Source organism: Brachybacterium sp. UNK5269 (assembly GCF_049266655.1).
GTDB lineage: Bacteria > Actinomycetota > Actinomycetes > Actinomycetales > Dermabacteraceae > Brachybacterium.
The window spans coordinates 3,226,953-3,250,309 of record NZ_CP184883.1 but is presented as its reverse complement, the minus strand read 5'-3'; the positions used below and the strand labels follow the sequence as shown (position 1 = coordinate 3,250,309).

The window sequence follows — 23,357 nt, the reverse complement described above, 5'->3', positions numbered from 1 at the left end:
GGGGCCCTTAGGGGCCACCCGTTTACGCTCCTTCCGGCATGTATCTAAAACTCCTGGCGCAAGGAGCATTAGTGAACTGACCCAGGTTTGATGCCGCTGCTGTTTGGGTCCGAAAGGATGGACAGCATGCCGAAGAAGATCGATCCTCAGCTGCGCGCGAGGTGCGTGCGGCTCGTGCGAGAGCACCAGCAGGAGTACCCCACCCTGACCGCGGCGACGGCCGCAGTCGCTCGCCAGGAAGGTGTCTCACGCGAGTCCGTGCGGCGCTGGCTGGCGCAGGCCGAGGTCGACGACGGGACCCGGCCCGGCGTCACGAGCGAGGAGTCCGTCGAGTTGAAGCGGCTGAAGGCTGAGGTCAAGCGGCTGCGTGCGGACAACGAGATCCTGCGCCGGGCCTCGATTTTCTTCGCGGGGGAGCTCGACCCCCGCAACCGCTGATCCTCGCGTTCATCGACGAGATGAGGGCCGAGGGCTACGCAGTCGAGTCGATCCTCTGCGTCCTGCGCCAGCAGGGCTTGTGGATCGCTGCACGGACCTACCGGGCCTGGAAGAGGCCGGCCCGCATCGCTGCCAGGACGGTCACAGACGCGCTGGTCGAGGACAAGATCCGCGACCTGGCCTGGAGGTTCAACGAGGCCACCGGGCGGATGCAGATGACGCCGGAGGGCCTGTACGGGCGGCGGAAGTGGGCCGCCCTGCTCCGCCGCCAAGACGGCCTCGCCGCCACCTCCCGCGGAGCAGTGGACCGGGCCATGCGCACCCTCGGCCTCGAGGGTGTTCGCCGGGCGAAGAAGCTGCGCACCACCATCCCCGACCCCGACGGGAAACGTGCCGGTGACCTGCTGAACCGCGACTTCACCGCCGTCCGCGCCGAACCTGGTGTGGGTCACAGATTTCACGTACGTGAGGACCTGGGCAGGCTTCGTCTACGTCGCGTTCGTCCTGGACGTGTTCGCCCAGCGGATCGTGGGCTGGCACGCCAGCTCCAGCATGCGCACCGATCTCGTCATGACCCCATTGCGGATCGCTCTGTGGCAGCGCGACCGCGACGGAAACCCCGTCTCACCTGGAGATTTGATCCACCACAGCGATGCCGGGTCCCAGTACACATCGATCCGATACACCGAGCATCTCGACCTCGAGGGCATCGCGCCGTCGATCGGTACCGTCGGCGACGCTTACGATTGTCAGTCTCTTTCTACTCGATCCCGCGAGGATGGGGGAGTCCCGGCCGACGCGGTCTGACCCTTGCTTACGAATGGCCCGCAGGGTGCCTTTGCGTTGATCTGTCGACCGCCCGGCCGGGCACGCAGCAAGCGCTGCCGCCGGATCGGGCGTGACCTAATAGGAGCCTGGAGCAGCATGTCGAGAGCGTCCCCGTGACAGTCCTGTCCACCCGCCGGCGACAGCGTGAGACCACGCTAACCGTCAAGGGAGACAGGCACCAGGAGCACACTCGAAACCGTCCATTCCGGGCACGTCGTCATCGGCGTCGACACCCACAAGCACATCCACGTCGCCGCCGTGCTCGATACCATCGGCGGCATTCTCGCTACCCTCACCGTCCCCACCGATACCGGCGGTTTCAAGCAGCTTCTCGCCTGGGCAGACTCGTTCGGAAAGGTCCTCGCGTTCGGCATCGAGGTCACCGGCTCCTACGGCGCCACCCTCACCTCCTTCTTGCGCCGACACGGACACAAGGTCGTTGAAGCGGGACGCCCTGATCGCCGCCAGCGGCGCATGAACGGGAAGTCTGACACTCTCGATGCGGAGAACGCCGCCCGTTCCGTGCTCGCCGGCTTCGCGACGGCTGTTCGGAAGACCGCGGACAGCGGCGTCGAGATGATCAGGCAGCTCAAGATCGCGCACGATTCGGCGGTGACCGACCGCTCCGCAGCGATGATCTCGATGGAGGCGATGCTCGTCCACGCCGACGACACGCTGCGCCGGGAGGCGAACCGGATGACGCCGATAAAGCTGGCCCGCCACCTCGCAGCGCTGCGCCCTCGGAACCTCGAGAGGCCCGCAGACTCTCTCCGCTATGCGCTGCGGTCCCTGGCCCGCAGATGGCAGCACCTGGACAGCGAAGCCAAGGAACTCAGGGCGTCGATCGAGGCGCTCGTCCTTCGCACCGCACCGCAGCTGCTGGAGCAGTTCGGCATCGGCGTCGATACCGCAGCCGAGATCCTGATCGTCGCCGGCGACAACCCCGAGCGGATCCACTCCGAAGCCGCATTCGCGAAGCTCGCCGGTATCAGCCCCGTCCCGACCGGTTCCGGGATGACCAGCGGTCGACATCGCATCAACCACGGCGGCCATCGGCAGCTGAACGTCGCGATCTACCGCACCGTGATCGTCCGGATGAGGTTCCACGAGCCGACCATCGCCTACGTGGCCCGTCGGACCGCCGAAGGCAAGAGCAAGCGCGACATCATCCGTTGCCTGAAGCGGTACGTCATTCGCGAGGTCTACCACCTCATCAAGGTCAACCCCCGCACCGGCGAGATCGCGAGTTGACAACTATAGGAGTGTCAACGCGCTCATGGGGACCGTGAACGGCCTGTTCAAGACCGAGTGCATCCGCACCACCGTCTTCCATCGTGGACCGTATAGAACGCTCGCGGACGTTGAGTACGCGACCGCTGGCTGGGTCGACTGGTACAACAATCGGCGCCTCCACGGCTCCCTCGGGATGCTCACCCCGATAGAGTTCGAGGCGCTTCACTATGAGGCACTCACCCGAGAGCCTGAACCCGCAAAGTAGCGGTAGAGAACCCGGGGCGGTTCAGGAGTCACAATGGGCATCGGGCTACCAGCGCCAACCTTGCCAGCCAGCCCCGGGCCGGCCACCACGAACACTTACAGGCGTTTCAGTCATGCTCGACGACGTTAAGGCCCGTGTCCGAACCTCGTCCAGGAAGCGCAATACGTGCCTTCGGGCTCTGCTGATGCCTCGCGGGGCCTCACCTCACTCGTGCTCCCGCACCTAACTAGCTTCCTCAAGTATCCAACTCGGGCAGCAGCCTTTCGGCTATTTCCATGAAGTCCTCATCAGTGAGGGATCTCGCAGGCAAGAACTTAACCTTATACCGTAGCGCGGTGGCCCTCGTTACCTTGCCAATCGGGCGTGCCGGAGCACCCGCAACAATCTCTCCGGACGAAACGGGTTTCGTAACTACCGAGTTGGGCGCAATAATGCTCAACGGCCCGATCTCTATGCCGCCGGAGATATTTGCGCATGCGCCTATTGTTACATACTCGCCGATAAGTGGGACCGTCGAAGGCTTGCCCGACCTCTCGTCGATGCGTACTCGCGAGCCACTGCTGCCGATGGTAACATTTGCACCAATTGTGACCCCTTGATGGATGTCGGCGTCGGGGTGAACGATCACCCCGATTCCGCCATACGCGAAGGTCACCTCCCCCCGCAGATCGAGCTTCGCAGATACGTAGCTATTATGTAGGAGATAATTCAGCTCCTCGCACCTCCGGGCTCGCTCGATTTCGCCAGCCAGCAAATACCTTCTCGCGGATTGCCAAATTCGATAAGCGCTAGGAATCTTGTTTCCAATTTCAGGAATCGTGTCTACCCACGGATCGACGAGCGAGTCCCAGCCGTAATTGCCGTGCCGTTTTGCGGGCACGGCGTCGCTGGGCAGGCCTAACAAAGGTTCAAGTAGGTCCGGCGCCGCCTTAGCTAAAACGTCCGGGCCGGGCGACACTGCGACCTTAAGCCAGGGTGCATAGCGCTCTATGGCTATGCCAAGCCAGTGTGCCAGGCTCCAAATTTGGTCGACGTCCGGGTGCTCTTGCCTTGAGAGAACATCTCGCAAATCCCATGTAATGATATCTGACGTATTTGAAAGTGCGATCCACTTAAGAAGTGTCAGGCGCTGTGCTGACCCCTCGACCAGCAGCATAGTAGGGTCCTCCACCCTAAGTTCAGGATTGCTAACTAAGCGCGATGGCGAGCTTATCGCGATTCTTCCGATGGCCATTATGCTTGTCTCCTTATCTCGGTACGCCAGCGGTGCCGTTGAGTGCGTTTGCTCAGGTTGCCCTTCCCGACGCATCTCGACTGACACGCGCGACACGGTCTGCCTTTGGTTTCCTAAATATACGTCTATGGCAGGTCTCAACTGGCATGTGAAGCATCCCGCGGTTGATGCCGCTGCTGTTTGAGTCCGGATGGATCGGCAGCATGCCGAAGAAAATCGATTCCAGTTGCGCGCGAGGTGCGTGTGGCTCGTGCGCGAGCACCAGCAGGAGTACTCCACCTTGAACGCGGCAGTCACCGCGGTCGTCCGCCAAGAGAACGTCTCGCGTTTGTCCGTGCGACGAATCGCCCCCGGTCTGGTGGAGGCTCTGATCCCACGGGACGATGAGGAGCATGGCAACACCAAGGAAGTACCCCGATGAGCTTCGGGATCGGGCCACAAGGATGGCCTTGGGGGCGAGGCTGGCTCCGTCTACAAGGGCTGGAACGTTCCGGCGCGTGGGTGATTGGCTCGGGACCATCACGAGACTCTGCGGAACTTCAGCGAGCGCCGTCACGGCAGAATGATATCGACGAGGGCCACCGGTCCGGGACGACTACCAGCGAGTCCCAGCGCCTGGCAGAGCTGGGGAAGGAAGTGCCGAGCTTTGCCGGGCGAACGCGATCTTGCGGTCGGCCTCGGCTTTTTCGCGGCGGAGCTACCAGCGCCAACCCTGCTAGCCAGCCCCGGGCCGGCCACCACGAGCCCTTACAGCCGGTTCAAGAGGCACCCCGAGAGGTCGCGAACACGGGCCGATCGATCAGGCGATTAGGGTCCAGCCGCCGGGATCTTCGCAGGGGTCCACCAGCACCCCATGGCTCCGGGTAAAGTCCCGGGATATGCGCACGATTCGACTCAAGGAAATCCGCCCGGGCTATGAGGACAGGATGACACCTCCCGCGGGCTACCTGGCGAGCAGCAACTCCACGCTCACTGAAGGCCCCTTCCGCCGACGTGGCACCCCCGACGGATTCCTCGACACCGCCCAGGACCGGCCCGACGCGAACAAGAAGCTCGTGCTTCTAGGTGACTCGTTCGTCGAGAGCATGTTCATCGATGAGCACTCGCGTTTCCCGGCCATCATCGAGCGGGGCTTGACTGACGACTGGCGCGTCTGCAATGGCGGGTACTCCGGGATGACCGCCCTGCACCAACTTGGGGTGCTCTCCATGAAGATCCCACCGCTGCTGACCCCCGGTAGCAAGGTAATCCTCTTTTTCGGAATGGTGGATGTTTTTGCTCTCTCCCAGCCAGGCCGGTACTGGGATGCCCACGACTTCGTGACGCCGATCCTGCCAGCTCCAGAGGAAGTGTCATCTCCCCTATCCATCGACGAAGTGCACCGCGGAGCAGTCCGTGCAGTCCTCGAAACCGCGAGAGCTTTCGGCATGGACTTCGGCGTGGTCTCGTCTGCGTACCGCCGCCCAGATGTGCGAGATCCGGCACCGCAGAGCCCGGAGGCGATCCGTAGGCTCATCCAGAGGGTGACACGGGAGGAAGCAGCGCGGGTTAGTGCACCTTTCTTCGCTAGCCAGTCCCACGTGACCCCGGATGACTTCTACGACACGCTGCATATGAACGAGGCCGGCCAGCACCGTTACGCCACGGCATTCGGGGAATGGCTCCGTGCCGAGATGGGCATATGACACCACCTATTGCCCTGCCCGCCGCTGCTGGCTAGATCCCAGTGCACTCCACGGTGTCGAAAGAAGGCATCGTCAGTTCAATCGGTAACTATCCTTAAGGTCGACACCGAGTCGATTTCACACGGCAACTCGAGGCAGTAGGCGGGCTCTAGTTGATTAAGTTCTGGGGACACCCAGCCTTTTAGCTCTGGGTGGGTAGCTCCTGACGTGAGTCTGACGGCAGTTGAGTCCGATTCCACATCAGAAAATATTTCCATGGTGACACCCTCGTGAGAGACCGCGACCCGATGACCTGAAATGTCAATACTGGCGCCAAGCGGAAGCACAAATCGTTTCACGGGACGGCCGAGATCAGAACTAACTCGATATGCAAAATCCTTAATTTCAATAATTTTGGGAGAAAGTACCTGAAGTGTTCGTTCCAGTGCCAATTCGCCGTCGATCTCAACTGAACATTTAACGTGAAATCCGCGTGTAGACATGCGCTCCAATCGCCCTACGACGCGCTGATTTCCGGGCCAATATAACTTCCCAGGGTGGAGATCGTCTAGACCATCATAAAATAGTCCTGAATGAGCGGTCTGCGACTTCGTAAAAATTACTCGTTTGTCGTTCCAGTCATGGCCGAAGAATCCGCTATCCAGTATCAGGCCTACGCCGTTACGCTGTAATGTAATCGAAGTATCGTCACAGTGCTTATGTGCATAGTTAGAACTGCCACAGTTGAGTGTGAGCATTGTGCCCGCGGAGCGGTAGATGGCAAAGCCTGAAGATTCCGAGACGAGTGTGCGCTCGCGCTTTGGGGATTTTAATAAACGCGCATGACTGTCCCCAATTGGTATTAGCCTAGAATCCTCGCCGACAAAGGCATCAAGTGCGTCGGTTATCCTCAGTAAAAGCGACTGGAGGCCATGTCCGTGCGCGGCCTCACCCTGTCGTGTTGGTATTAGCTCATCAAACTTGATCAAGGGGGTAAGTAGCGAAATCCAGTATCGCTGATATTCGGGTGAGTTCTCATTCGCGATGCCATATTCGTCGAATATCTCGTTAACGATTCTCTGCAACTCCGACCAGCCAAGGGTCGCAAAATCGTTCGCAGCCCCTTCCTTGCTTACCGCCTCGGAGACTTCGGGGAACAATGTTCCGGCGTGAATGGCAGCAATTGCTGCCATGGCACCATGATTGTTGATGGGGAACATTAAAGACGGATTTCGGGCAACATGGAGCGCGTCATTCACCGCAAAGAGCGTTACCTCTGGAGGCTCGCTCACACCTGCGAGCTTATAAAGCACACGCAGCATCGTCATTGCCCTTAGCCTTGTGGCGATTGCGTGATCAAGTGACGTCATCCAGTTGGCGCGCTCTTCCCACCCACTGGAGCAATTCCACTCCCAGGCAGATTCGAGCAGCATTGTGACATCCTCCACTGCGCCGAACTCTGAGATCAAGGCCGGAAGGTAGCCTAGGGAAAATTTCCACAACGCGCTCCCCTGGCTTTCGACGTCTGAAACCAGCGACCAATCGAACTTATCCGCGCTCGTATTCTTTGGTAAGTGCATCGCAATGGGCAAGGATGACTTTAGATCCCAGAACTCGTCATTTTCGGTGAAGACTATTCGTCCTGTCTTCACGCCAATGATCGGGTCTTGTTGTTCCTTCGCATACCGCTCTAATCCCCCCTCGGCGATAGGCAATTGCGGGTCGCCTTCCGAAAAGGTGTTTTCGATCAGCACAGAATAGCTTGAAGAGGCTTCCATTTTTGAGCGCCGTTTCCGTCCATGAGAGAATATCGAGTTGCATTATTGCCAACCATGGTACCTTTTTGAAAGGTCCCGCGAGACTTGCGGACTTCCGGTGGGCCACTACTTGCCGTTGATGCACCACGCGGGGAGTCTACAGCGGGGTTAGCCCGGTGAAGCTCGATAGGATACGTCCAGGCTCTGATACTCCACAGTTGGAGCCACGGGATCATCGATGGTTCTCCATGGCCCCCGGTCAGGGACCGGGTCAGTCTTGAAGAGTGATGGGACGAGCTCGGCTAGGGCGTTGACGCTCCAATGGTTGTCAACTTGCATGTCGCCAGATCTGGGGTTGGTCTTGATGAGGTGGTAGACCTCGCGGTTGACGTAGCGCTTCAGGCAACGGATGATCTCGAGTTCGCTCTCGCCCTCGGCGGTCCGACGGGCCACGTAGGCGGTCATCGACTCGTGGAACCACATCCGGGACGATCACGGTGTGGTAAATGGCGGCGTTCAGCTGTCGATGGCCACCGCGGTTGATGCGATGCCTGCCGCTGGTCATCCCGGGCCCGGTGGGGATTCGACTGATGTCTGCGAGCTTCGTGAATGCCGCCTTCGAGTGGTCGCTCGGGGTTGTCGCCGGCAACGATCAGGATCTCTCGCGGAAGCTGGCGCGCCAACCCGCGATCCGCTGGCGAATACGTCCAGGACGAACGTGACGTAGACGAACCTTGCCCACGTGTTCACGTGGGTAAAGTCGTCGACCCAGACCCGGTTCGGAGCCGGGACCGTGAAGTCGCGGTTCTGCAGGTCACCGGCACGTTTCCCCTCGGGGTCGGGGATGGTGGTGCGCAACTTCTTCGCCCGTCGAACGCCCTCCAGGCCGAGGGTGCGCATGGCCCGGTCCACTGCTCCGCGGGAGGTGCCGGCGACGGCTTCTTGGCGGCGGAGCAGGGCGACTCCGTAGCCCTCGGCCGTCATCTCGTCCATGAGCGCGAGGATCAGCGGTTGCGGGGGTCGAGCTCCCCCGCGAAGAAAATCGAGGCCCGGCGGAGGATCTCGTTGTCCTCGCGCAATCGATTGCTCTCCGCATTCAGCCGCTTGACCTCGACGGACTCCTCGGTGGTGACGCCGGGGCGGGTTCCGCCGTTGACCTCGGCTTGCGCCAGCCAGCGCCGCACGGACTCTCGTGAGACACCTTCCTGGCGAGCGACCGCGGCCGTCGCCGCGGTCATGACGGCGCTCGCTGAAGTTCCCCAGTTGTGCTCACCGAATTTCCCCAGTCTGGGTCGCTCCGTCGCATGAGGCGGGCCTCCCTGGATGCTGGTGGTCTCTGACCACTCACCAGACTTCCAGGGAGGCCCTACCCTCATGCTCTCAAAGAGGAGCAGCGTGGACGTCCACGCTCTACACCGCCAGGAATTCACGATCAGCGAGATCGCCCGTCGGACTGGCCATGGCCGCAAGACCATCCGTTCCTACCTCCGCGGCGACCGCGAACCCGGCAAGCGGAAAAGCACCGTCCCGGACCCGTTCGACCCGTTCACCGAGTACGTCGCCGCGCGACTGATCGAGGACCCCCACCTGTGGGCGGTGACGCTGCTCGACGAGCTGCGTCCACTGGGGTTCGAAGGCTCCTATCAGACGTTGACCCGTCAGATCCGTGAGCGTTCGCTACGTCCAGCCTGCCAGGCCTGCGCGCACGTGACCAAGCGCCCCAACGCCGTGATCGAGCACCCGCCCGGGGAAGAAACCCAGTTCGACTGGCTCGAGCTGCCCGATGCGCCAGAGCACTGGGGCTACCCGACGAAGAAGGCATTCCTGCTTGTTGGATCGCTCGCCCACTCCGGCGTCTGGCGCGCGGCACTGGCCCCTTCGATGGACCTGCCCCACCTGCTGGCCGCGATGACGGCGGTGCTCGGCCTCCTCGGCGGGCTCACGCGGGCGTGGCGGTTCGACCGGATGCGGACCGTGCTGGACCCGGCCACCGGGGACCTGATCCCGATGTTCTCCGCCTTCGCCAAGCACCATGGGGTGCAGGTGGTCGCCTGCCGGCCGAGGTCCGGGAACCGCAAGGGTGTGGTGGAGAAGAACAACCACACCGCCGGGCAGCGCTGGTGGCGAACTCTCGCGGAGGAAACCAGGGCGACACAGGCTCAGGCCTCGATCGAAATGTTCGCCGACCGGCAGGACGGCCACCGCCGCGAGGGCGAGTCCGGGACCACCACCGCGCGGGAGATGTTCGCTGCCGAGCGCCTTCGCCCCCTGCCTTCCAGAGCGTTCCCGGTGGTGGTGACCGAGCAGCGCACCGCTTCACGCCAGGCACTGATCAACTGGCGGGGGAACCGCTACTCGGTCCCACCCGAACTTGCCGCCGCGACAGTGACCATTCACCAGCGCCCCGGCGCGGACAGCATCGACATCACCACCGCCGCTGGCGCCGTGGTCGCCCGCCACCAGCTCGCCCAACCCGGGCTGGGCATCACCCGACGCACCGATCAGCACGTCACCGCACTGGAGACGATCGCGATGGCCTCCGCGCCCCCAGGCCGGCCGCACCGCCGCAAGGAACGCTTCCCACCCGGCACTACCGCGCTGGCCGCCGCCCGCGCACTGACCGGACCGCCCGCGCCGACCGCGACAGTCATCAGCCTGGCCGCTTACGAGCAGGCCGCGAAGAACAGGAACACCCTGACATGACCCCCCTCAACACCCCCACCACGACGGCAAGCATCTATCAGCAGCTGCGAGGCCACCTGACCGAGCTGAAACTGGCCGACGCCGTGAAGGCACTGCCCGGAATCCTCGATCAGGCCCAGGCCGAACAGTGGAGCCTGACCACGGCCCTGGAACGCTTGCTCGCCATCGAGGTCAGCGCCACCGAAGCACGACGGCTCGCTGGACGGTTCCGCTTCGCGAACCTCCCCACCGGCGCCACCCTGGAGGACTTCGACCACGACGCCGCCTCCGGCATCGACCCCAACCTGCTGAACGAGCTGGGCACCTGCCGGTTCCTGGAGACCGCGACGAACATGCTGCTGATCGGTCCTCCCGGAGTGGGCAAGACCCACATCGCCACCGGCCTCGGCCCCGCCGCGGTCAACGCTGGTTACCGGGTCTACTTCAGCTCCGCTGCCGATCTCGCTGCCCGCTGCCACCGCGCCGCGATCGAAGGGAAATGGTCCACGATGATGCGGTTCTTCGCTGGGCCCAGCCTGCTGATCATCGACGAACTCGGCTACTTGCCACTGCCCGGAGAAGCGGCATCAGCGCTGTTCCAAGTAATCAACCAGCGATACCTGAAGACCTCGATCGTGATCACCACAAACAGACCCGTCGGCGCCTGGGGAGAGATCCTCGGCGACACCACCGTCGCCGCCGCCATGCTCGACAGGCTGCTCCACCGATCCGTCGTGGTCACCCTCGACGGCGCCTCCTACCGACTCCGCCACCACCACGCCGCAGCCGACGAAATCCGTCGCGCGACTACCGGCACCAACCTCCGCTAACCTAACCCCGCGACCCGGGGTGTCGCCACCGGGTGAAAACTGACCCCTATGCGACGGATGAATGTTGACCCCCTCCATCACTCTTGGAGGATGATCACAGTGGAACATTGGGCAGAGATCCGGCGTCTGCATCGCAGCGAGCAGGTACCGATCAAGGAGATCGCACGGCGGCTGGGGATCGCGCGGAACACGGTGCGCGCGGCGTTGGCGTCTGAAGCGCCGCCGTCGTATCACCGGGCGTCGAAGGGCTCGATCGTGGACGCGGTCGAGCCCCAGATCCGGGTGCTGCTGGCCGACTATCCGGGCATGCCGGCCACGGTGATCGCGGAGCGGATCGGCTGGGACCGGTCGCTCACGGTCCTGAAGGAGCGGGTGCGGGGGCTGCGGCCGTTGTTCGCGCCGGCGGACCCGGTCGACAAGCTGGTCCACGAGCCTGGGCAGACCACGCAGTGCGATCTGTGGTTCCCCGAACCCCGGATCCCGGTCGGTGGCGGGCAGGTAGCGATGCTGCCGGTGCTGGTGATGACGCTGGCGTTCTCGAAGGTGATGGCCGCACGGATGATCCCCTCGCGCACCGCTGGAGACATTCTGGCGGGCATGTGGATGATCATCGCGTCGCTGGGCGCGGTCACGAAGACCCTGTGGTGGGACCGGGAGTCCGCGATCGGAGGACGTGGGCGGCCCTCGCCCGCGGCGGCCGCGTTCGCGGGCACGCTGGGCACGCGGATCGTTCTGGCTCCGCCGCGTGACCCGGAGACCAAGGGCATGGTCGAACGGACCAACGGCTATCTGGAGACCTCGTTCCTGCCCGGACGCGACTTCGCCTCTCCGCAGGACTTCAACGCCCAGCTGGGCGTCTGGCTACCGCGGGCGAATCAGCGCCTGGTGCGGTCGCTGGCCCCGGTGACCGGGTCCGGTGCAGGCGGCAGGCCGACAGAGGTCCTGGACCGGGATCTGGCGGCGATGACCGTGCTGCCCCCGGTGGCACCCTCGATCGGTGCCAGGACCCGGATCCGGCTGGGCCGGGAATACTACGTGCGCGTCGAGACCTGTGACTACTCCGTCGATCCCCGCGTGATCGGTCGTTTCGTCGACATCGTCGTCTCCCTCGAACGAGTGCAGGTCAGCTGCGAGGGACGGGTCATGGCCGATCATGCCCGCTGCTGGGCCCGCCGGCAGGTCATCACCGATCCCGACCACGTCGCTGCCGCGGCCGTCCTGCGGGGTGCCTACCAGCAGGCCACAAGGGCTCCACGAGGCCGGGCACACGCGGACGGGCACCCGGTGCCAATGCGGGCCCTGCCGGACTACGACGAGCTGTTCGGCATCGATTTCCCCTCCACCGACCTCACCGAGAGGACCACGCGATGACCACCACGACCAGCTCCGAACGAGAAGCGGTCTCCCAGATCGCCTACCTGACCAGAGTGCTCAAGACCCCGACGATCACGCGAGTCTTTGAAGACCTCGCCGAGACTGCGCGCGAGCAGGCCTGGAGCCATGAGGAGTACCTCGCCGCGGTCCTGGCCCGTCAGGTCGCCGATCGCGAGGAGTCCGGCGCCCGGATCCGGATCGGTTCCGCGCATTTCCCGCAGGTCAAAACGCTGGAGGATTTCACCCTGGACCATCAGCCCTCACTTCGCAGAGATGTCCTCGCCCATCTCGCGACCTGCACGTTCATTCCGAAGGCCGAGAACGTGGTGCTCCTGGGTCCGCCCGGCGTGGGCAAGACGCACCTCGCGATTGGGCTGGGCATCAAGGCCGCGCACGCTGGCTACCCGGTCCTGTTCGATACCGCGACCGGCTGGCTGGCCCGGCTCCAGCACGCCCACGCCACCGACGGACTCGACAAGGAACTCAAGCGCCTACGCCGCTACAAGTTGCTGATCATCGACGAGATCGGCTACATCCCATTCGACGCGACCGCCGCGAACCTGTTCTTCCAGCTCATCGCCGCCCGCTACGAGCAGGGCTCGCTCCTGGTGACCTCGAACATGCCGTTCGGACGCTGGGGCGAGATCTTCGGCGACGACATCGTCGCGGCCGCCATGATCGACCGTCTCGTCCACCACGCCGACGTCCTCACCCTCGCCGGCGACTCCTACCGCACCAGAGCCCGCCGCGAGCTCCTGAAGACCACCACGACCAGCACGAAGTAGCAACACACCGACCCCGGAGAGGGTCAAAATTCAACCGTCGATACGGGGTCAAATTTCACCCGCCGTTGACACCGGGGAAGTTCACCGAGCAACTCTGGGGAAAATCGATGAGCGCCATCAGTCAGGGTGGGGTACTCCTGGGCGTGGTCCCGCACGAGCCGCACGCACCTCGCGCGCAGCTGGGGATCGATCTTCTTCGGCATGCTGTCCATCCTCTCGGACTCAACCAGCAGCGGCATCAAACCTGGGCCGATTCAGAAGGACGATCCGGCCTCGGCGCACCGGATGCTGCTGCTGCGAGGCGCTGACACCCTCACTCCGCGCGCCTGGGACCGGCTGGAGACGGTGTTCCGCACCGATGACCCCACCGACGAGCTCTCCGCCGCCTGGGGCATCAAGGAGCAGCTTCGCCGCCTGCTGGCCACCGCCACCCTCGCCCAGGCCTGGGAAGAACGGATGCGGATGGGCTACTTCGTCCAGATCGCGAACATGCCCGAGGCGAGAAAGCTCTACGACACCATCGTGACCTGGTGGGACGCGATCGAGGTCCTCATCGTCACCGGCGCGACCACCGCCCGAGTCGAGGCAGCGAACACTGGCATCAAGAACATCAAACGCACCGGCCGCGGCTTCCGCAACGCGGAGAACTACCGGACCCGTATCCTGCTTACCAGCGCCGCGAGGACCGTAGCGTTAATACCCGCCACAGCAGGGTCATTCACCACGAACCGCGAAGAGCCACTAAAGAGGTCCAAGCCAGGTCAAACGAACCGTTCGCGGCTTCCGCAACGCCGAGAACTACCGGACCCGTATCCTGCTGCCCAGTTCAGCGCCGCGAAAACCGTAGCGCGAATACCCGCCACAGCAGGGTCATTCACCACGAACCGCGAAGAGCCGGTTTCTCACTACTCATCAACCAGCATCTACAGAGTACAATAACGTGCGGAGCGTCTCGGCGAGGCTATCAATCATTCCGACGTGAGACTTCCAGCGGGTGGGGAGCTGGTCCAGTGGGCTGCCCGGGATTGTAATCGCGATGGTCGGAGTCTTGCTACCAGCATAGTCTGAGTATTTCGACGGCAGGAAGGGTGAAGGCATGCGGAACGGGGTGGTGGCGATGTCATTGACGAGCAAAGCGTCATATTCCTGGGTTTTACTTAAAAATTCGCGGTAGGGCAATGGCGCCAGCACGCGAACATTCTTTCGAAGGCCGAGGTGCCGAGCGGCTCGAATCAAGTGGTCTGCGCCGCTTGAGTAAACGTCGAGACGAATGCGATGCCGTTCCACAGGAGGGAGGAGGCTGAGCGCCTCCAAAAACTCGCCACCACCACGGTTTGGGTAGAATGTGCCGAAGTAGCCGATACGGAAGGTTCCCGGCTCGCGCGACGCCGCTTGAGACTGCGGCCCGAAGGGCGGCTCTCGAGTGACCGCTCCGTTGGCACCACTTGTGTAGAGCGCGGGTTGTGGCGTGGGATGGGGCGAGACTACGGCCTTCGCCACTACCCTCTCTCTTAGGAATTGCGGAGCGTCCTGAAGCATGAGATCGAGCTGTTGTTCGTTCGTGAAAAGCAATTCGTCGGCAAGGATATAGGGTACCATCTGCGCCCAGTAGAGAACTGAGTTCTCTTCCTGGAGAAGCGCTTGTTCGCGGGCACCCATAGCTCGGAGCGCGTACGCCATGAATGAGGGTTCGGTTATCGCTCCTGACGGCCGGGCCGAGGCGTCGGCCTGCCAGAGGAGGGGGTCCGAGAACTCTGCGGTCCAGTGCTTTGACACTCCCCGGGCTCTGAGTTCAGCTGCCAAAAAATGCGAATGTGCCCACATCGACCGCGAAAAAATGGAGGCGTACGGCTGCTTGCGCCGAAACCGAGATATTGTCGAAAGTCCGGCCTCGACAAAGTTGCGAACTCCGACCTCAGAAGCGAATGTAATCGGGATGTGGACATACTCTACCCGGTTCACTAAGGGCGCGATGAGGCCAAACAGGGAATCGTCTCGGTTTCTCACAGAAGAAAGATCTGCGGCGATTACGTCCACTGGCTTTCCCGCGTTGACGATTCGTTTAGCGATCGTGACCGCGCTCCCGTCGTTAAATGGGGGAAAGTTAAACGCGATGACTAGCGTCTCCGGATTATGGTCATTCAAGTCGCAGTCCTAAGGACACGGACTCGATTAAACGAGCTACTGCCGCGAACGCGTCAGGCGAACTTGCGGCAAACTCCGGATATATAAACTCACTCGCCGACAGCGAACCCGCGAGGAGGACGCCAAGACCGATTTCCATCGCGAAGCGGTCGGCTTGCGTCGGAGCATTCTGCAGAAGCGTCCCGACGTTGGAAGCGATCTGTACCGAGTCGCCGTCCTGTCCACTTCCTGCGAGCGGTGCCACAAAGTTCAGAATTGTCATTGCGGAATCGTCGATCTCGTGAGGGGTTCCCAAACGTATTCGTCGATGCCCGCGCGGAATCTGTAGACCCCCGGATCGCACGGGGGTGGGAGAAACCCAAATGTTCTGCGTTTGGAACCACTCGACTATTCGTTGCACGGTCAGGGCCGAGAACGGCCGTATGTGGTCGCATCGGCCAGCAATCCATGGCGAGAAGATAAGCGACGAAGCCACGGCCGTGCGATCGACATTGGCGTCTCCGAGGGGCCACTGCACTCTGAGCTTCTGGAGCGGTGGGTTGGCGTCGAATTCGATCGGGTTTGCAGCTATCTCGGCCCAGCCGTCTGCCTCGGGCGGCGTGTACTCGAGCCTCATGATTTCTCCCCTGCCGTCAAAGGTGCGGATAGGCGCTCGACGAGAACTACGCCCTCGGGTACATGCGGGCCCGCGGCGATGCGTAGTGCAGTGCTCCGATCAGTAGCACGCAAATGCGCGAAAACATAGCTTAGTGTCTCGCCAGGTGTACTAATCGTCCGGTCCACGGCCGCGTTCACCGCGGTGAGCGATCGCATGGCTCCGGTGAGGGCCCCTACGTCTTCTGAAGTGCACGAGATCGAAAGCCAAAAACTGGGCAGCTGGCCCGTTCCGTACACGTGCTCCGCGTGATCGATGAGCGTAGCCAATAAGGACTCCGGCGTGTGTTGCGGAGTTGCTGCCCCTGTCACGAGGGAGACTTGCACCTCGGCGCCCAGCTGACGTAGCTCGCGGAGCACTGCCGCGATTTTCAACATATCGGTAGATACAAGGGTGGCTTGCTGCCAGAGTTGAGCGCCTTCCCTGGTACCAACGATCTCCCAGTCCCACGCTTCGCCAGAATCCTGCGTAGTGAGCCAGTCTTCTAGTGCCACGGTATTCGGCACGGCGACTTTCACCCGTACTGGCCGTCCCTCGACCGCAGCGGTGAACAGCGGTGTGAGCTTCAGCGGCACGCTCTCGTCGATCGAGGGGAACTCGAGGCCTGCGCGCGTAAGAGCATCGCGGAAGAATCGGGTATCAATCGCCCAGGTGTTGACAATCTGTTCCTCGATCTGGGGCGTCGCAGTGACTAGGTGCCGCGACCAGGGAAGCGTAACCCAAGTTGCGCTCGTCGCGGCAACGGCGGTAATAGCAGAAGCCCAGGAGGCCGAGTAATGGTAATCGGCGGGAATGAGTGCTGTTCGCAGCAGCGTTCCCTGAGTGGTTACATTTGCGGGGTGGGGAACGTGAGCGCCTTTAAGGGTCTTCCCTTGCCCGTCGATGATCCGCAGGGAGGTTCGATCACTGATGAGACCGACACCGTACGACGAATGGTTAAGGAGGTGCTCGAGACGGTCTTCAGCCCAGATTTCTTGAGGGGTGATGGCGATCGTGAATGTTCCGCGAGGGATGCCCTCTGCCGAGTCGATCGATCGGACCCGGGGATCGGTTAGACCGCCGACCTGCATAGTTCTCGGTAATAGGACTTCGATGTCGCCGACAGTCTGTGTCAGTACGCTCGCGAGTGCAGAGCGAATATCGGCTCCCCGAATGGGACCGGGTTCGAAGATTATGCTCACGAGCGGCGTCAGGCGAGCAGGAAGATACCGGTACTTCACCCGGTTGCGAGCGAACGTCTCGTCCTTGGTGTGGATCGCGCGGTTCGCTTCAACAGCCGCCTTCGTTGCAGCATCGCGAGCAGCGGTGAAGGTCGCGGAGGGATGCCACATGTGGTACATGGCGACACCGGGCTCGTCCAGCCAATCGATGCGTGCCCCGGCGCGCCTGACACGCTTGGCGAAGTCGGTGTCCTCGCCGCCATACGTGTGCATGCGTTCGTCCCAGCCGCGCAGGCGCTCCCAAACTGAACGACGGAGACCGACCAGGCCGCCGACGCCCCAGCGAGGCCTAAGCTGGCCGAGCGCCGCGAAGCGCTCCCAGTCGAGGCCCTCTTGTCGTACGACGTCATCGGAGTATCCGACGGGGAGATCTCGACACTGCAAGATCACTACCTCTTGCGGGTGCCGCTCCAATTGTTCGGTAACGCGATGGAGGGATTTCGGAGTGAAAAGCATGTCTGCATCAGCGGCCAGAATGATGCCGCCGGCTGAAGCGCGGACTCCGGCGTTTCTCGCCCGTGCTGCAGACCATTCGCCATCGGTCGCAATGATCTCGTGGTGAGCGGAGGCCTTGCGCGCGAGATCGGTAATCGCGTCGGTGTCCGCACTGCCGTAATCGGCGATGATAACCTCGTGGTCGACCTCAGCAAGCGATTCATGGATCGACTCGATGCATAGCCCGAGACGGCCCAGTCCACGGTCTTTAAATCCGATAATCACGGAAACAAGCGGTTTTGTGGATGTCTCGTTGTGGAGAGATGCAGTATTCATGCGACGGACGCCTCACTCGGCTGGAGGACAGTCCACACCCGGGTCGTCGAATTCGTCAGGTGCGGCGCGAAAGCGGCCCCGATTATTTTTGCGAGCGTCGCATCCGGGTCCCATCGCACGATGTCAATTCTCGCTTCTGAGAAATATGCACCGCTCTGCCATAAAAAGTCTGACTCGGTATCGGCGCCCGGGCTATACTTAAAGTATAGTCCAAGCGATTGAGAGAAACTCCAGTCGGGACTCGTGGGTAGGATTTCTTCGCCGCGCGCGTCGGTTACAGTCGCGCCATACACGAAGTGACGCGAGGGAAGCGGATCGGTCGTGATTGCTTCGAAGTGGAAGCTGGTCGTGGGAGTTTCCGGCTTCCAGATGAATGTGGTTCGCTCTTCGCGGCTCAAGAGTCGAGTCCTCCTCGGGCAGATCGTTCTGATTACGGGGTATTGCTTGCGCTACTTGACAAGTGGCGTGTGATGCGCGGCGCGTTAGAGCCTTCTTCCTTGCCAAGGAGGAGGTTGAGCGAGCTACGATCTCATATGGCGATGCTACACGGGGCGGTCTGCGGTATGGCGCCGACCAACTGGCGGGCGTGCCAAGACAAGTGATCGTGCTTCAGCCCCTTCAGCCCCTTCAGCTGCTGAAGTCGCTAGGCCGGTCGGCCTGGAAGAACTTCCACTTAATCGCACCGACCGTACGCTCTGCAGCCTTCCCGTCACCATAGGGATTCACAGCGTTCGCCATGCCCTTGTACACGACTTCGGAGTCGAGCAGCAGTGATACCTCATCTACGATTCGTTCACGGCTGGTGCCGATGAGTTTCACTGTGCCGGCGACAACAGCCTCAGGGCGCTCGGTGTTCTCCCGCATGACAAGCACGGGCTTTCCGAGGCTCGGTGCTTCCTCCTGCACACCACCAGAGTCTGTGAGCACGACGTCGGAGATGCTGAGTGCCCGAGTGAACTCTGCGTAGGCCAGCGGCTCGATGAGCAGCACGTTGTCCAAGCCCTCGACAGCTGGGCGGATGGAAGCACGCACCTTGGGATTCTTGTGGATCGGGAAGACGATAGTGAGATCTGGGTATTTCCGTGCCAACTCCGCCACGGCGTTACCAATGTCCTCCATGGCGGTGCCGAGATTCTCGCGGCGATGGGCGGTGACCAGCAGAACCCGTCCCGCGTCTTCACTCTGCTTCGCCACCTGCAGCGCTTCAAGGCGTTCGTTTTCAAAGTGGACATCGAGCTGGCGTGTGGCGTGAAGGAGCGTGTCAATCACGCTGTTGCCAGTGACGACGATGGCGCCCTCGCTGATGTCTTCCCGTGTCAGATTCGCCTTGCTCGTCGACGTCGGGGCGAGATGCAGCGCAGTGATCTGGCTGGTCAGCTTCCGGTTCGCTTCCTCGGGAAACGGCGAGTTGATGTCGCCGGAGCGAAGTCCGGCCTCGAGGTGGATGACGGGGATCTGGCGGTTGAACGAGGCAACCGCTGCACCCATCACGGTGGAGGTGTCGCCCTGAACGATCACCGCGTCAGGCTTCTCCTGATCTAAGATCTCATCCACGCCGGAGATCACTTTTGCGACGATTCCATTCAAGCTCTGCCCTGCGGCCATAATGTTCATGTCGTGGTCAGGGACGATGTCGAACATCGTGTTGACTTGGTCGAGCATCTCCCGATGCTGGCCGGTGACAACGATGATGTTCTCCAGCTCGTCGTCCCGTTCGATCGCTTTGATGATCGGGGCGACTTTGATTGCTTCCGGCCTTGTGCCGTAGATCGTCATGATGCGCAGTGCCATAACCCGCTCCTAACGTGAGGGATGTTCCTGTGGTCGTCAATGGTGATCGTCGGGCAGGATTGTCGAGGGGAACGACCGCTTCGGCAAACCGCGGTCCCGATTGAATGCCCGGGTGAACGGGTCGGGCTCGAACTCAGGCGCGTCTCGCCGTGAACGCCCGGGCCGCTCGGCGCCGGACGGCGTCGCGAGAAGGTTCGCTTCCCGGCGCTGGGATTCTCCCTCCAAAACCGCGTCCCGCAGCAGTCCCGCGGCCTTCTCCTCCTCACCCTGAGCGAGGTTGTGTGCGAACCACCGGTACTTGCGCGCGACCTCGACGGCGTCGCCGTCGAGGACGATTTGTCCCCGCTCCATCCAGATGGCGCGGGAGCACATGGTCTCGATGGTCTGTGCGGCGTGGTTCACCAGGAAGACTGTGCCAGCTCGCGCGAGCATCTCGTCCATGGCCCTTTTCGAACGCTCTGCGAAGGATGCGTCGCCCGTGGCGAGGGCCTCATCGATCATGAGGATCGACGGGTCGGCGGCGAGGGAGATGGCGAACTTGAGGCGCGCGCCCATCCCCGAGGAGTAGGTCCGCATCGGCAGGTCGATCGCCTCTCCGAGCGCGGAGAGTTCCACGACCTCGTCGAAGACAAGCTCCGCTTGCTCCGGGGATAGCCCCATCGCCAGCGCGCCGAGCTTGACGTTCTGCGCTCCGGTGAGATCGGGAATCAGTGCGGCACCGACGCCAAGTAGCACCGGTTTTGCCGAGGTGAGCACTGTTCCGGAGCTCGGAGCCTCAAGCCCTGCAAGGGTTCGCAGGAGCGTGGACTTTCCCGAGCCGTTGCGGCCGATCACGCCGATGAACTCCCCCGAGCGTGCCACGAAGGAGACCCCCGCAACGCGGCAACGCTCACCATCTGCTTGCGCGTCAGCTTGCCGAGCGGGCCTTTTCGGGGCTTCCGGTCCGTGCGCTGCACCTTGTAGCGCATGCGCACGTTGTGCGCGACGACGGTGACCGGGGACCCGTCCGGGGCAACCCAGGGGTCGTCGCGGATGGCGTCGAGGATCTCGGTCTTGTCCGGGTCACTGCTGTTCGTCGCCATAGCTCGCCTCCCCTCGCCAGAAGAACAGGAATCCGAAGAGCAGCAGACCCCCGGCCCAGCCACCGAGGATCATCCAAGACTCGGCCGGGGGGGCAGTGCCGTCCATCAGAACCTGCCGATACATGCGGAGCATCTGGAAGATCGGGTTCGCCTCGATCACGGCGTTCGCCACCGGATGCGTGAGCATCTGGTCGATCGGGAAGATCACCCCCGAGCCGTACATGAGTACGCGCGAGACGAAGGACATGAGCTGCACGGTGTCCGGGAACCGGAATCCGACACGGGCCATGATGAAGGTGATCCCGAGGTTCAGGGCCCACTGCATGGTTAGCAGAGGAATGATCAACAACCAGGTGAGGGCCGGGTACTCGTGGGGGGGATTACCGCGATCATCACGAGCATCGCGCCGACGGCCCACACCATCTGCAGCCCGTCGCGGAGCACGGCGGAAATGGGAAGCGCAGCTCGTGGGAAGGAGAACGCCCTGATCATCGCCTTGCCGGAGGAGAGGACGCTGGGGCCGCCGGTGACGCTCGTGGCGGTAGCGCGAAACATCAGCACACCGATGATGATGTAGGCGCCGAAGTTGTCGATACCTTCTCGCGAGACCTTCAGGATCAAGCCGAAGATCAGGAAGTAGAACGCTGCATCCATCAGCGGCCTCAGCAGGAGCCACGCATTGCCGAGTCGGTTGCGACTGTTCTGGGACAGCACGCGGTGCCTAGCGTCCATCCAAATGAAGTGTCTGCGTTCCCAGAGCTGAGATACGTACTCGCCTAGCCTCGGGCGGAGCCCTACGGGCGATAGTCCGTCCGTCTGCACACCACGCGCCTCCAGCGCCTTGACGAGCTGCTGCGCATTTCTCGTGTTACTGACCAACGGCCCCACCCCCTCCGATCGACAAATCACGCTCTCGTACACCTCGCGGTATCTTCTCACCTGCCGTGGCCAGGTGCGTGCTCGCGCCACTGCCTGCGCGGCGCCGCGGTGCTCCTCCAGCGCAGTGGGCGTCGTCCCGAGGCGGGCGATCTCCAGGGCGAGTGCTTGCGGGTCGCCGGCGGGAATCAGGCTCGCTCTCGGCATACCGCCGGGATCCGTGAGCACCTCGCGCAGCGCCCCGAGATCCGAGGCGATGACAGGTCGATCCAGCGCCATCGCCTCGATGGGCTTCTGCGGTGTGACGGCACGAGCCACCGCCACGTCGCGACGCGGTACGACGACCACATTCAGGGACTCGATCCATCGTCGCGCCTCCTCGCGCGGGACGCGACCGGCAAGGTGGACCCGCCTGTCGATGCCGAGCTCGTCCGCCAGGACGGCGAGTCCAGGCCGGGAGACGCCGTCGCCGGCGAGGACCACCCCGATTCGATCACGAAGCACGCGGGGTACCGACTCGTCCTGGATGAGGAGTGCCACTGCGCGCAGGAGAATATCGTAGCCCTCGTACTCGACCAGGGCGCTCACAGCGCCCACCAGGAAAGCGTCCGCCCCGAAGCCTGGAACATCTGCGAGGCCGGTACGGAGGCGTGCTTCGGTGATGTCGATGTGATCCTGGAACAAGGACTCGTCCACGCCGTTCGGGACGAGGGTGATGGCCCCGCGGTCCACACCGCGGGAAATCAATTGTTCGGCCATGGTTCCGGAGAGGGTGACCACCGCATCGGCGCTCCGCGCCTGTTCGCCCTCCTTCGCGGCGATCAGAGCATGCTTCTCGGAGGCTGCTGCGACCTCCCGGGTCAGCACGCTGCGGTGGGACGCTACCCAGGTCTGCTCCATGAGGCCGCGGACCTCGAAGACCCATGGCAGTCCGGTTGCGTCGGAAACGGCCTGTGCGACCAGCGCATTAAGGTAGTTCGTCGTCGTGTGGATGATGTGGGGACGGAAATCCTCGACCAGTTGAAGCGCGCGCTCGACTTCGGTGTGGAGTCGCTCCTCCTGCGTCTGAGGGAGGCGGGACGGGAGGGTTCGCACATATCGGATGCCGTCGACCACGTCCTCGTCGTGCGCCATCGGAATGCCGACCATCACCGGATACCCCGTGCGAGTGAGCGCCACGGATTCGATGCCCTGCTCGCGCAGTGCCGTGAGGATCCGATGGGTGCGCAGCGAGTACCCGGACTGGGTATGCGGCAGAGAATTGGTGAGCAGATGCAACACCCGCAGCGGCTCACCTTCCGTGCCGGTGATGCCGGCGGTGATACGGCGGCTCTCTACGGCGAGACGAAACCCTGGCTGAAGCAGGTGCAGTTCACTGCGCAGGCGCCGCGTGTACCGGCGGTCCTCTAGACCGGCCCTCTCAAGCGTGTGCACGGCCTCACTCATCGCGCCGCGGGCCCAGGCAGCTCGTGCCCGAGTTACGGGCGACGCGTATCCGGGCAACAGGTCGTCACGGTCCAGGAGGATAGCCACTTCGCCGGCGAGACGCGAGGTGTGGTCCGGCCGTCTGGCGAGTTGCTGTTCGAGCGCCCTCTCCGCAGCAGCGGTTCGGCCCGTCATGACTGAGCCGAGGGCTCCGAGTGCAGGAATGAAGCGAGCGGTCCTCTCCAGCACACGACCGGCGATCATTCGTGGCCCGAAGGGAAGCTTCCGGCTGGCCTGGATGG

18 protein-coding genes and 4 pseudogenes are annotated in these 23,357 nt (G+C 62.7%); 9 read left to right on the top strand and 13 right to left on the bottom strand.

Features of this window, described 5'->3' with window-relative positions:
* Positions 1 to 126: 126 nt before the first annotated feature.
* The 3 genes and pseudogenes from ACOJUI_RS15090 to ACOJUI_RS15080 form a co-directional block, all read left to right on the top strand.
* Positions 127 to 1,203, top strand: a pseudogene (locus ACOJUI_RS15090) (IS3 family transposase); the annotation flags it as partial.
* A 321-nt stretch (positions 1,204 to 1,524) separates the two neighbouring features.
* On the top strand, positions 1,525 to 2,517 hold the full coding sequence (locus ACOJUI_RS15085) for an IS110 family transposase (protein ID WP_422115751.1): 993 nt from the start codon (positions 1,525 to 1,527) through the stop codon (positions 2,515 to 2,517).
* Positions 2,518 to 2,533: 16 nt separating this feature from the next.
* Positions 2,534 to 2,764: pseudogene (locus tag ACOJUI_RS15080) on the top strand (integrase core domain-containing protein); the annotation flags it as partial.
* A 235-nt stretch (positions 2,765 to 2,999) separates the two neighbouring features.
* Here ACOJUI_RS15080 and ACOJUI_RS15075 read toward each other — a convergent pair.
* The gene (locus ACOJUI_RS15075; protein WP_422115750.1) at positions 3,000 to 3,920 is read right to left on the bottom strand and encodes a hypothetical protein; all 921 of its coding nucleotides are present in this window, start codon (positions 3,918 to 3,920) and stop codon (positions 3,000 to 3,002) included.
* Positions 3,921 to 4,876: 956 nt separating this feature from the next.
* On the opposite strand from ACOJUI_RS15075, the gene ACOJUI_RS15070 reads away from it, so the two are divergent.
* Positions 4,877 to 5,683, top strand: a complete 807-nt coding sequence (locus ACOJUI_RS15070; protein WP_422115749.1) for an SGNH/GDSL hydrolase family protein — start codon at positions 4,877 to 4,879, stop codon at positions 5,681 to 5,683.
* A 77-nt stretch (positions 5,684 to 5,760) separates the two neighbouring features.
* On the opposite strand, the gene ACOJUI_RS15065 is transcribed toward ACOJUI_RS15070, so the two are convergent.
* From ACOJUI_RS15065 to ACOJUI_RS15055, 3 genes and pseudogenes are all read right to left on the bottom strand, one after another.
* Complete coding sequence (locus ACOJUI_RS15065) at positions 5,761 to 7,416, bottom strand: heparinase II/III domain-containing protein (RefSeq protein ID WP_422115748.1); 1,656 nt, start codon at positions 7,414 to 7,416, stop codon at positions 5,761 to 5,763.
* 171 nt (positions 7,417 to 7,587) lie between these two features.
* Positions 7,588 to 7,884: a hypothetical protein gene (locus ACOJUI_RS15060; protein WP_422115747.1), complete on the bottom strand. Its 297-nt coding sequence runs from the start codon at positions 7,882 to 7,884 to the stop codon at positions 7,588 to 7,590.
* A gap of 291 nt (positions 7,885 to 8,175) precedes the next feature.
* A pseudogene (locus ACOJUI_RS15055) lies at positions 8,176 to 8,642 on the bottom strand (hypothetical protein); the annotation flags it as partial.
* Between the two features lie 151 nt (positions 8,643 to 8,793).
* Here ACOJUI_RS15055 and ACOJUI_RS15050 point away from each other — a divergent pair.
* The 4 genes from ACOJUI_RS15050 (at position 8,794) to istB (ACOJUI_RS15035) (ending at position 13,090) form a co-directional block, all read left to right on the top strand.
* Positions 8,794 to 10,122 (top strand): IS21/IS408/IS1162 family transposase, encoded by a 1,329-nt coding sequence (locus ACOJUI_RS15050; protein ID WP_422117680.1) that lies wholly within the window; start codon positions 8,794 to 8,796, stop codon positions 10,120 to 10,122.
* A complete protein-coding gene (istB, locus tag ACOJUI_RS15045) occupies positions 10,119 to 10,931 on the top strand; it encodes an IS21-like element helper ATPase IstB (RefSeq protein WP_422115746.1) in 813 nt (270 codons plus the stop codon). The genes ACOJUI_RS15050 and istB (ACOJUI_RS15045) overlap by 4 nt, the downstream gene beginning before the upstream one ends.
* Positions 10,932 to 11,021: 90 nt before the next feature.
* Positions 11,022 to 12,302 (top strand): IS21 family transposase, encoded by a 1,281-nt coding sequence (gene istA, locus ACOJUI_RS15040; protein ID WP_422115745.1) that lies wholly within the window; start codon positions 11,022 to 11,024, stop codon positions 12,300 to 12,302.
* Positions 12,299 to 13,090 carry an IS21-like element helper ATPase IstB gene (gene istB / locus ACOJUI_RS15035; RefSeq protein ID WP_422115744.1) on the top strand — a complete coding sequence of 264 codons (792 nt, stop codon included), beginning with the start codon at positions 12,299 to 12,301 and terminating at the stop codon, positions 13,088 to 13,090. The genes istA and istB (ACOJUI_RS15035) overlap by 4 nt, the downstream gene beginning before the upstream one ends.
* 23 nt (positions 13,091 to 13,113) lie before the next feature.
* Here the strand turns inward: istB (ACOJUI_RS15035) and ACOJUI_RS15030 are convergent, their stop codons facing one another.
* A complete protein-coding gene (locus ACOJUI_RS15030) occupies positions 13,114 to 13,293 on the bottom strand; it encodes a hypothetical protein (RefSeq protein WP_422115743.1) in 180 nt (59 codons plus the stop codon).
* 52 nt (positions 13,294 to 13,345) lie between these two features.
* Between ACOJUI_RS15030 and ACOJUI_RS15025 the strand changes: the two are divergent.
* Positions 13,346 to 13,783 (top strand): annotated as a pseudogene (locus tag ACOJUI_RS15025) (ISL3 family transposase); the annotation flags it as partial.
* Between the two features lie 219 nt (positions 13,784 to 14,002).
* Here ACOJUI_RS15025 and ACOJUI_RS15020 read toward each other — a convergent pair.
* The 8 genes from ACOJUI_RS15020 to ACOJUI_RS14985 all read right to left on the bottom strand — a co-directional run bounded on the left by ACOJUI_RS15020 (position 14,003) and on the right by ACOJUI_RS14985 (position 23,064).
* Positions 14,003 to 15,235, bottom strand: coding sequence for a hypothetical protein (locus ACOJUI_RS15020; protein ID WP_422115742.1), 1,233 nt, complete (start codon positions 15,233 to 15,235; stop codon positions 14,003 to 14,005).
* On the bottom strand, positions 15,228 to 15,851 hold the full coding sequence (locus ACOJUI_RS15015; protein WP_422115741.1) for a hypothetical protein: 624 nt from the start codon (positions 15,849 to 15,851) through the stop codon (positions 15,228 to 15,230). Before ACOJUI_RS15015 ends, ACOJUI_RS15020 begins: the two co-directional genes overlap by 8 nt.
* A complete protein-coding gene (locus ACOJUI_RS15010; RefSeq protein WP_422115740.1) occupies positions 15,848 to 17,881 on the bottom strand; it encodes a glycosyltransferase family 2 protein in 2,034 nt (677 codons plus the stop codon). The genes ACOJUI_RS15015 and ACOJUI_RS15010 overlap by 4 nt, the downstream gene beginning before the upstream one ends.
* 627 nt (positions 17,882 to 18,508) lie before the next feature.
* Complete coding sequence (gene wecB / locus ACOJUI_RS15005) at positions 18,509 to 19,672, bottom strand: non-hydrolyzing UDP-N-acetylglucosamine 2-epimerase (RefSeq protein ID WP_422115739.1); 1,164 nt, start codon at positions 19,670 to 19,672, stop codon at positions 18,509 to 18,511.
* Positions 19,673 to 19,708: 36 nt separating this feature from the next.
* Positions 19,709 to 20,506, bottom strand: a complete 798-nt coding sequence (locus ACOJUI_RS15000) for an ABC transporter ATP-binding protein (RefSeq protein WP_422115738.1) — start codon at positions 20,504 to 20,506, stop codon at positions 19,709 to 19,711.
* Positions 20,503 to 20,754 (bottom strand): hypothetical protein, encoded by a 252-nt coding sequence (locus ACOJUI_RS14995; protein ID WP_422115737.1) that lies wholly within the window; start codon positions 20,752 to 20,754, stop codon positions 20,503 to 20,505. Before ACOJUI_RS14995 ends, ACOJUI_RS15000 begins: the two co-directional genes overlap by 4 nt.
* A complete protein-coding gene (locus tag ACOJUI_RS14990) occupies positions 20,735 to 21,079 on the bottom strand; it encodes a hypothetical protein (RefSeq protein WP_422115736.1) in 345 nt (114 codons plus the stop codon). The genes ACOJUI_RS14995 and ACOJUI_RS14990 overlap by 20 nt, the downstream gene beginning before the upstream one ends.
* Before the next feature lie 17 nt (positions 21,080 to 21,096).
* Positions 21,097 to 23,064 (bottom strand): glycosyltransferase, encoded by a 1,968-nt coding sequence (locus ACOJUI_RS14985; protein ID WP_422115735.1) that lies wholly within the window; start codon positions 23,062 to 23,064, stop codon positions 21,097 to 21,099.
* Positions 23,065 to 23,357: the final 293 nt, after the last annotated feature.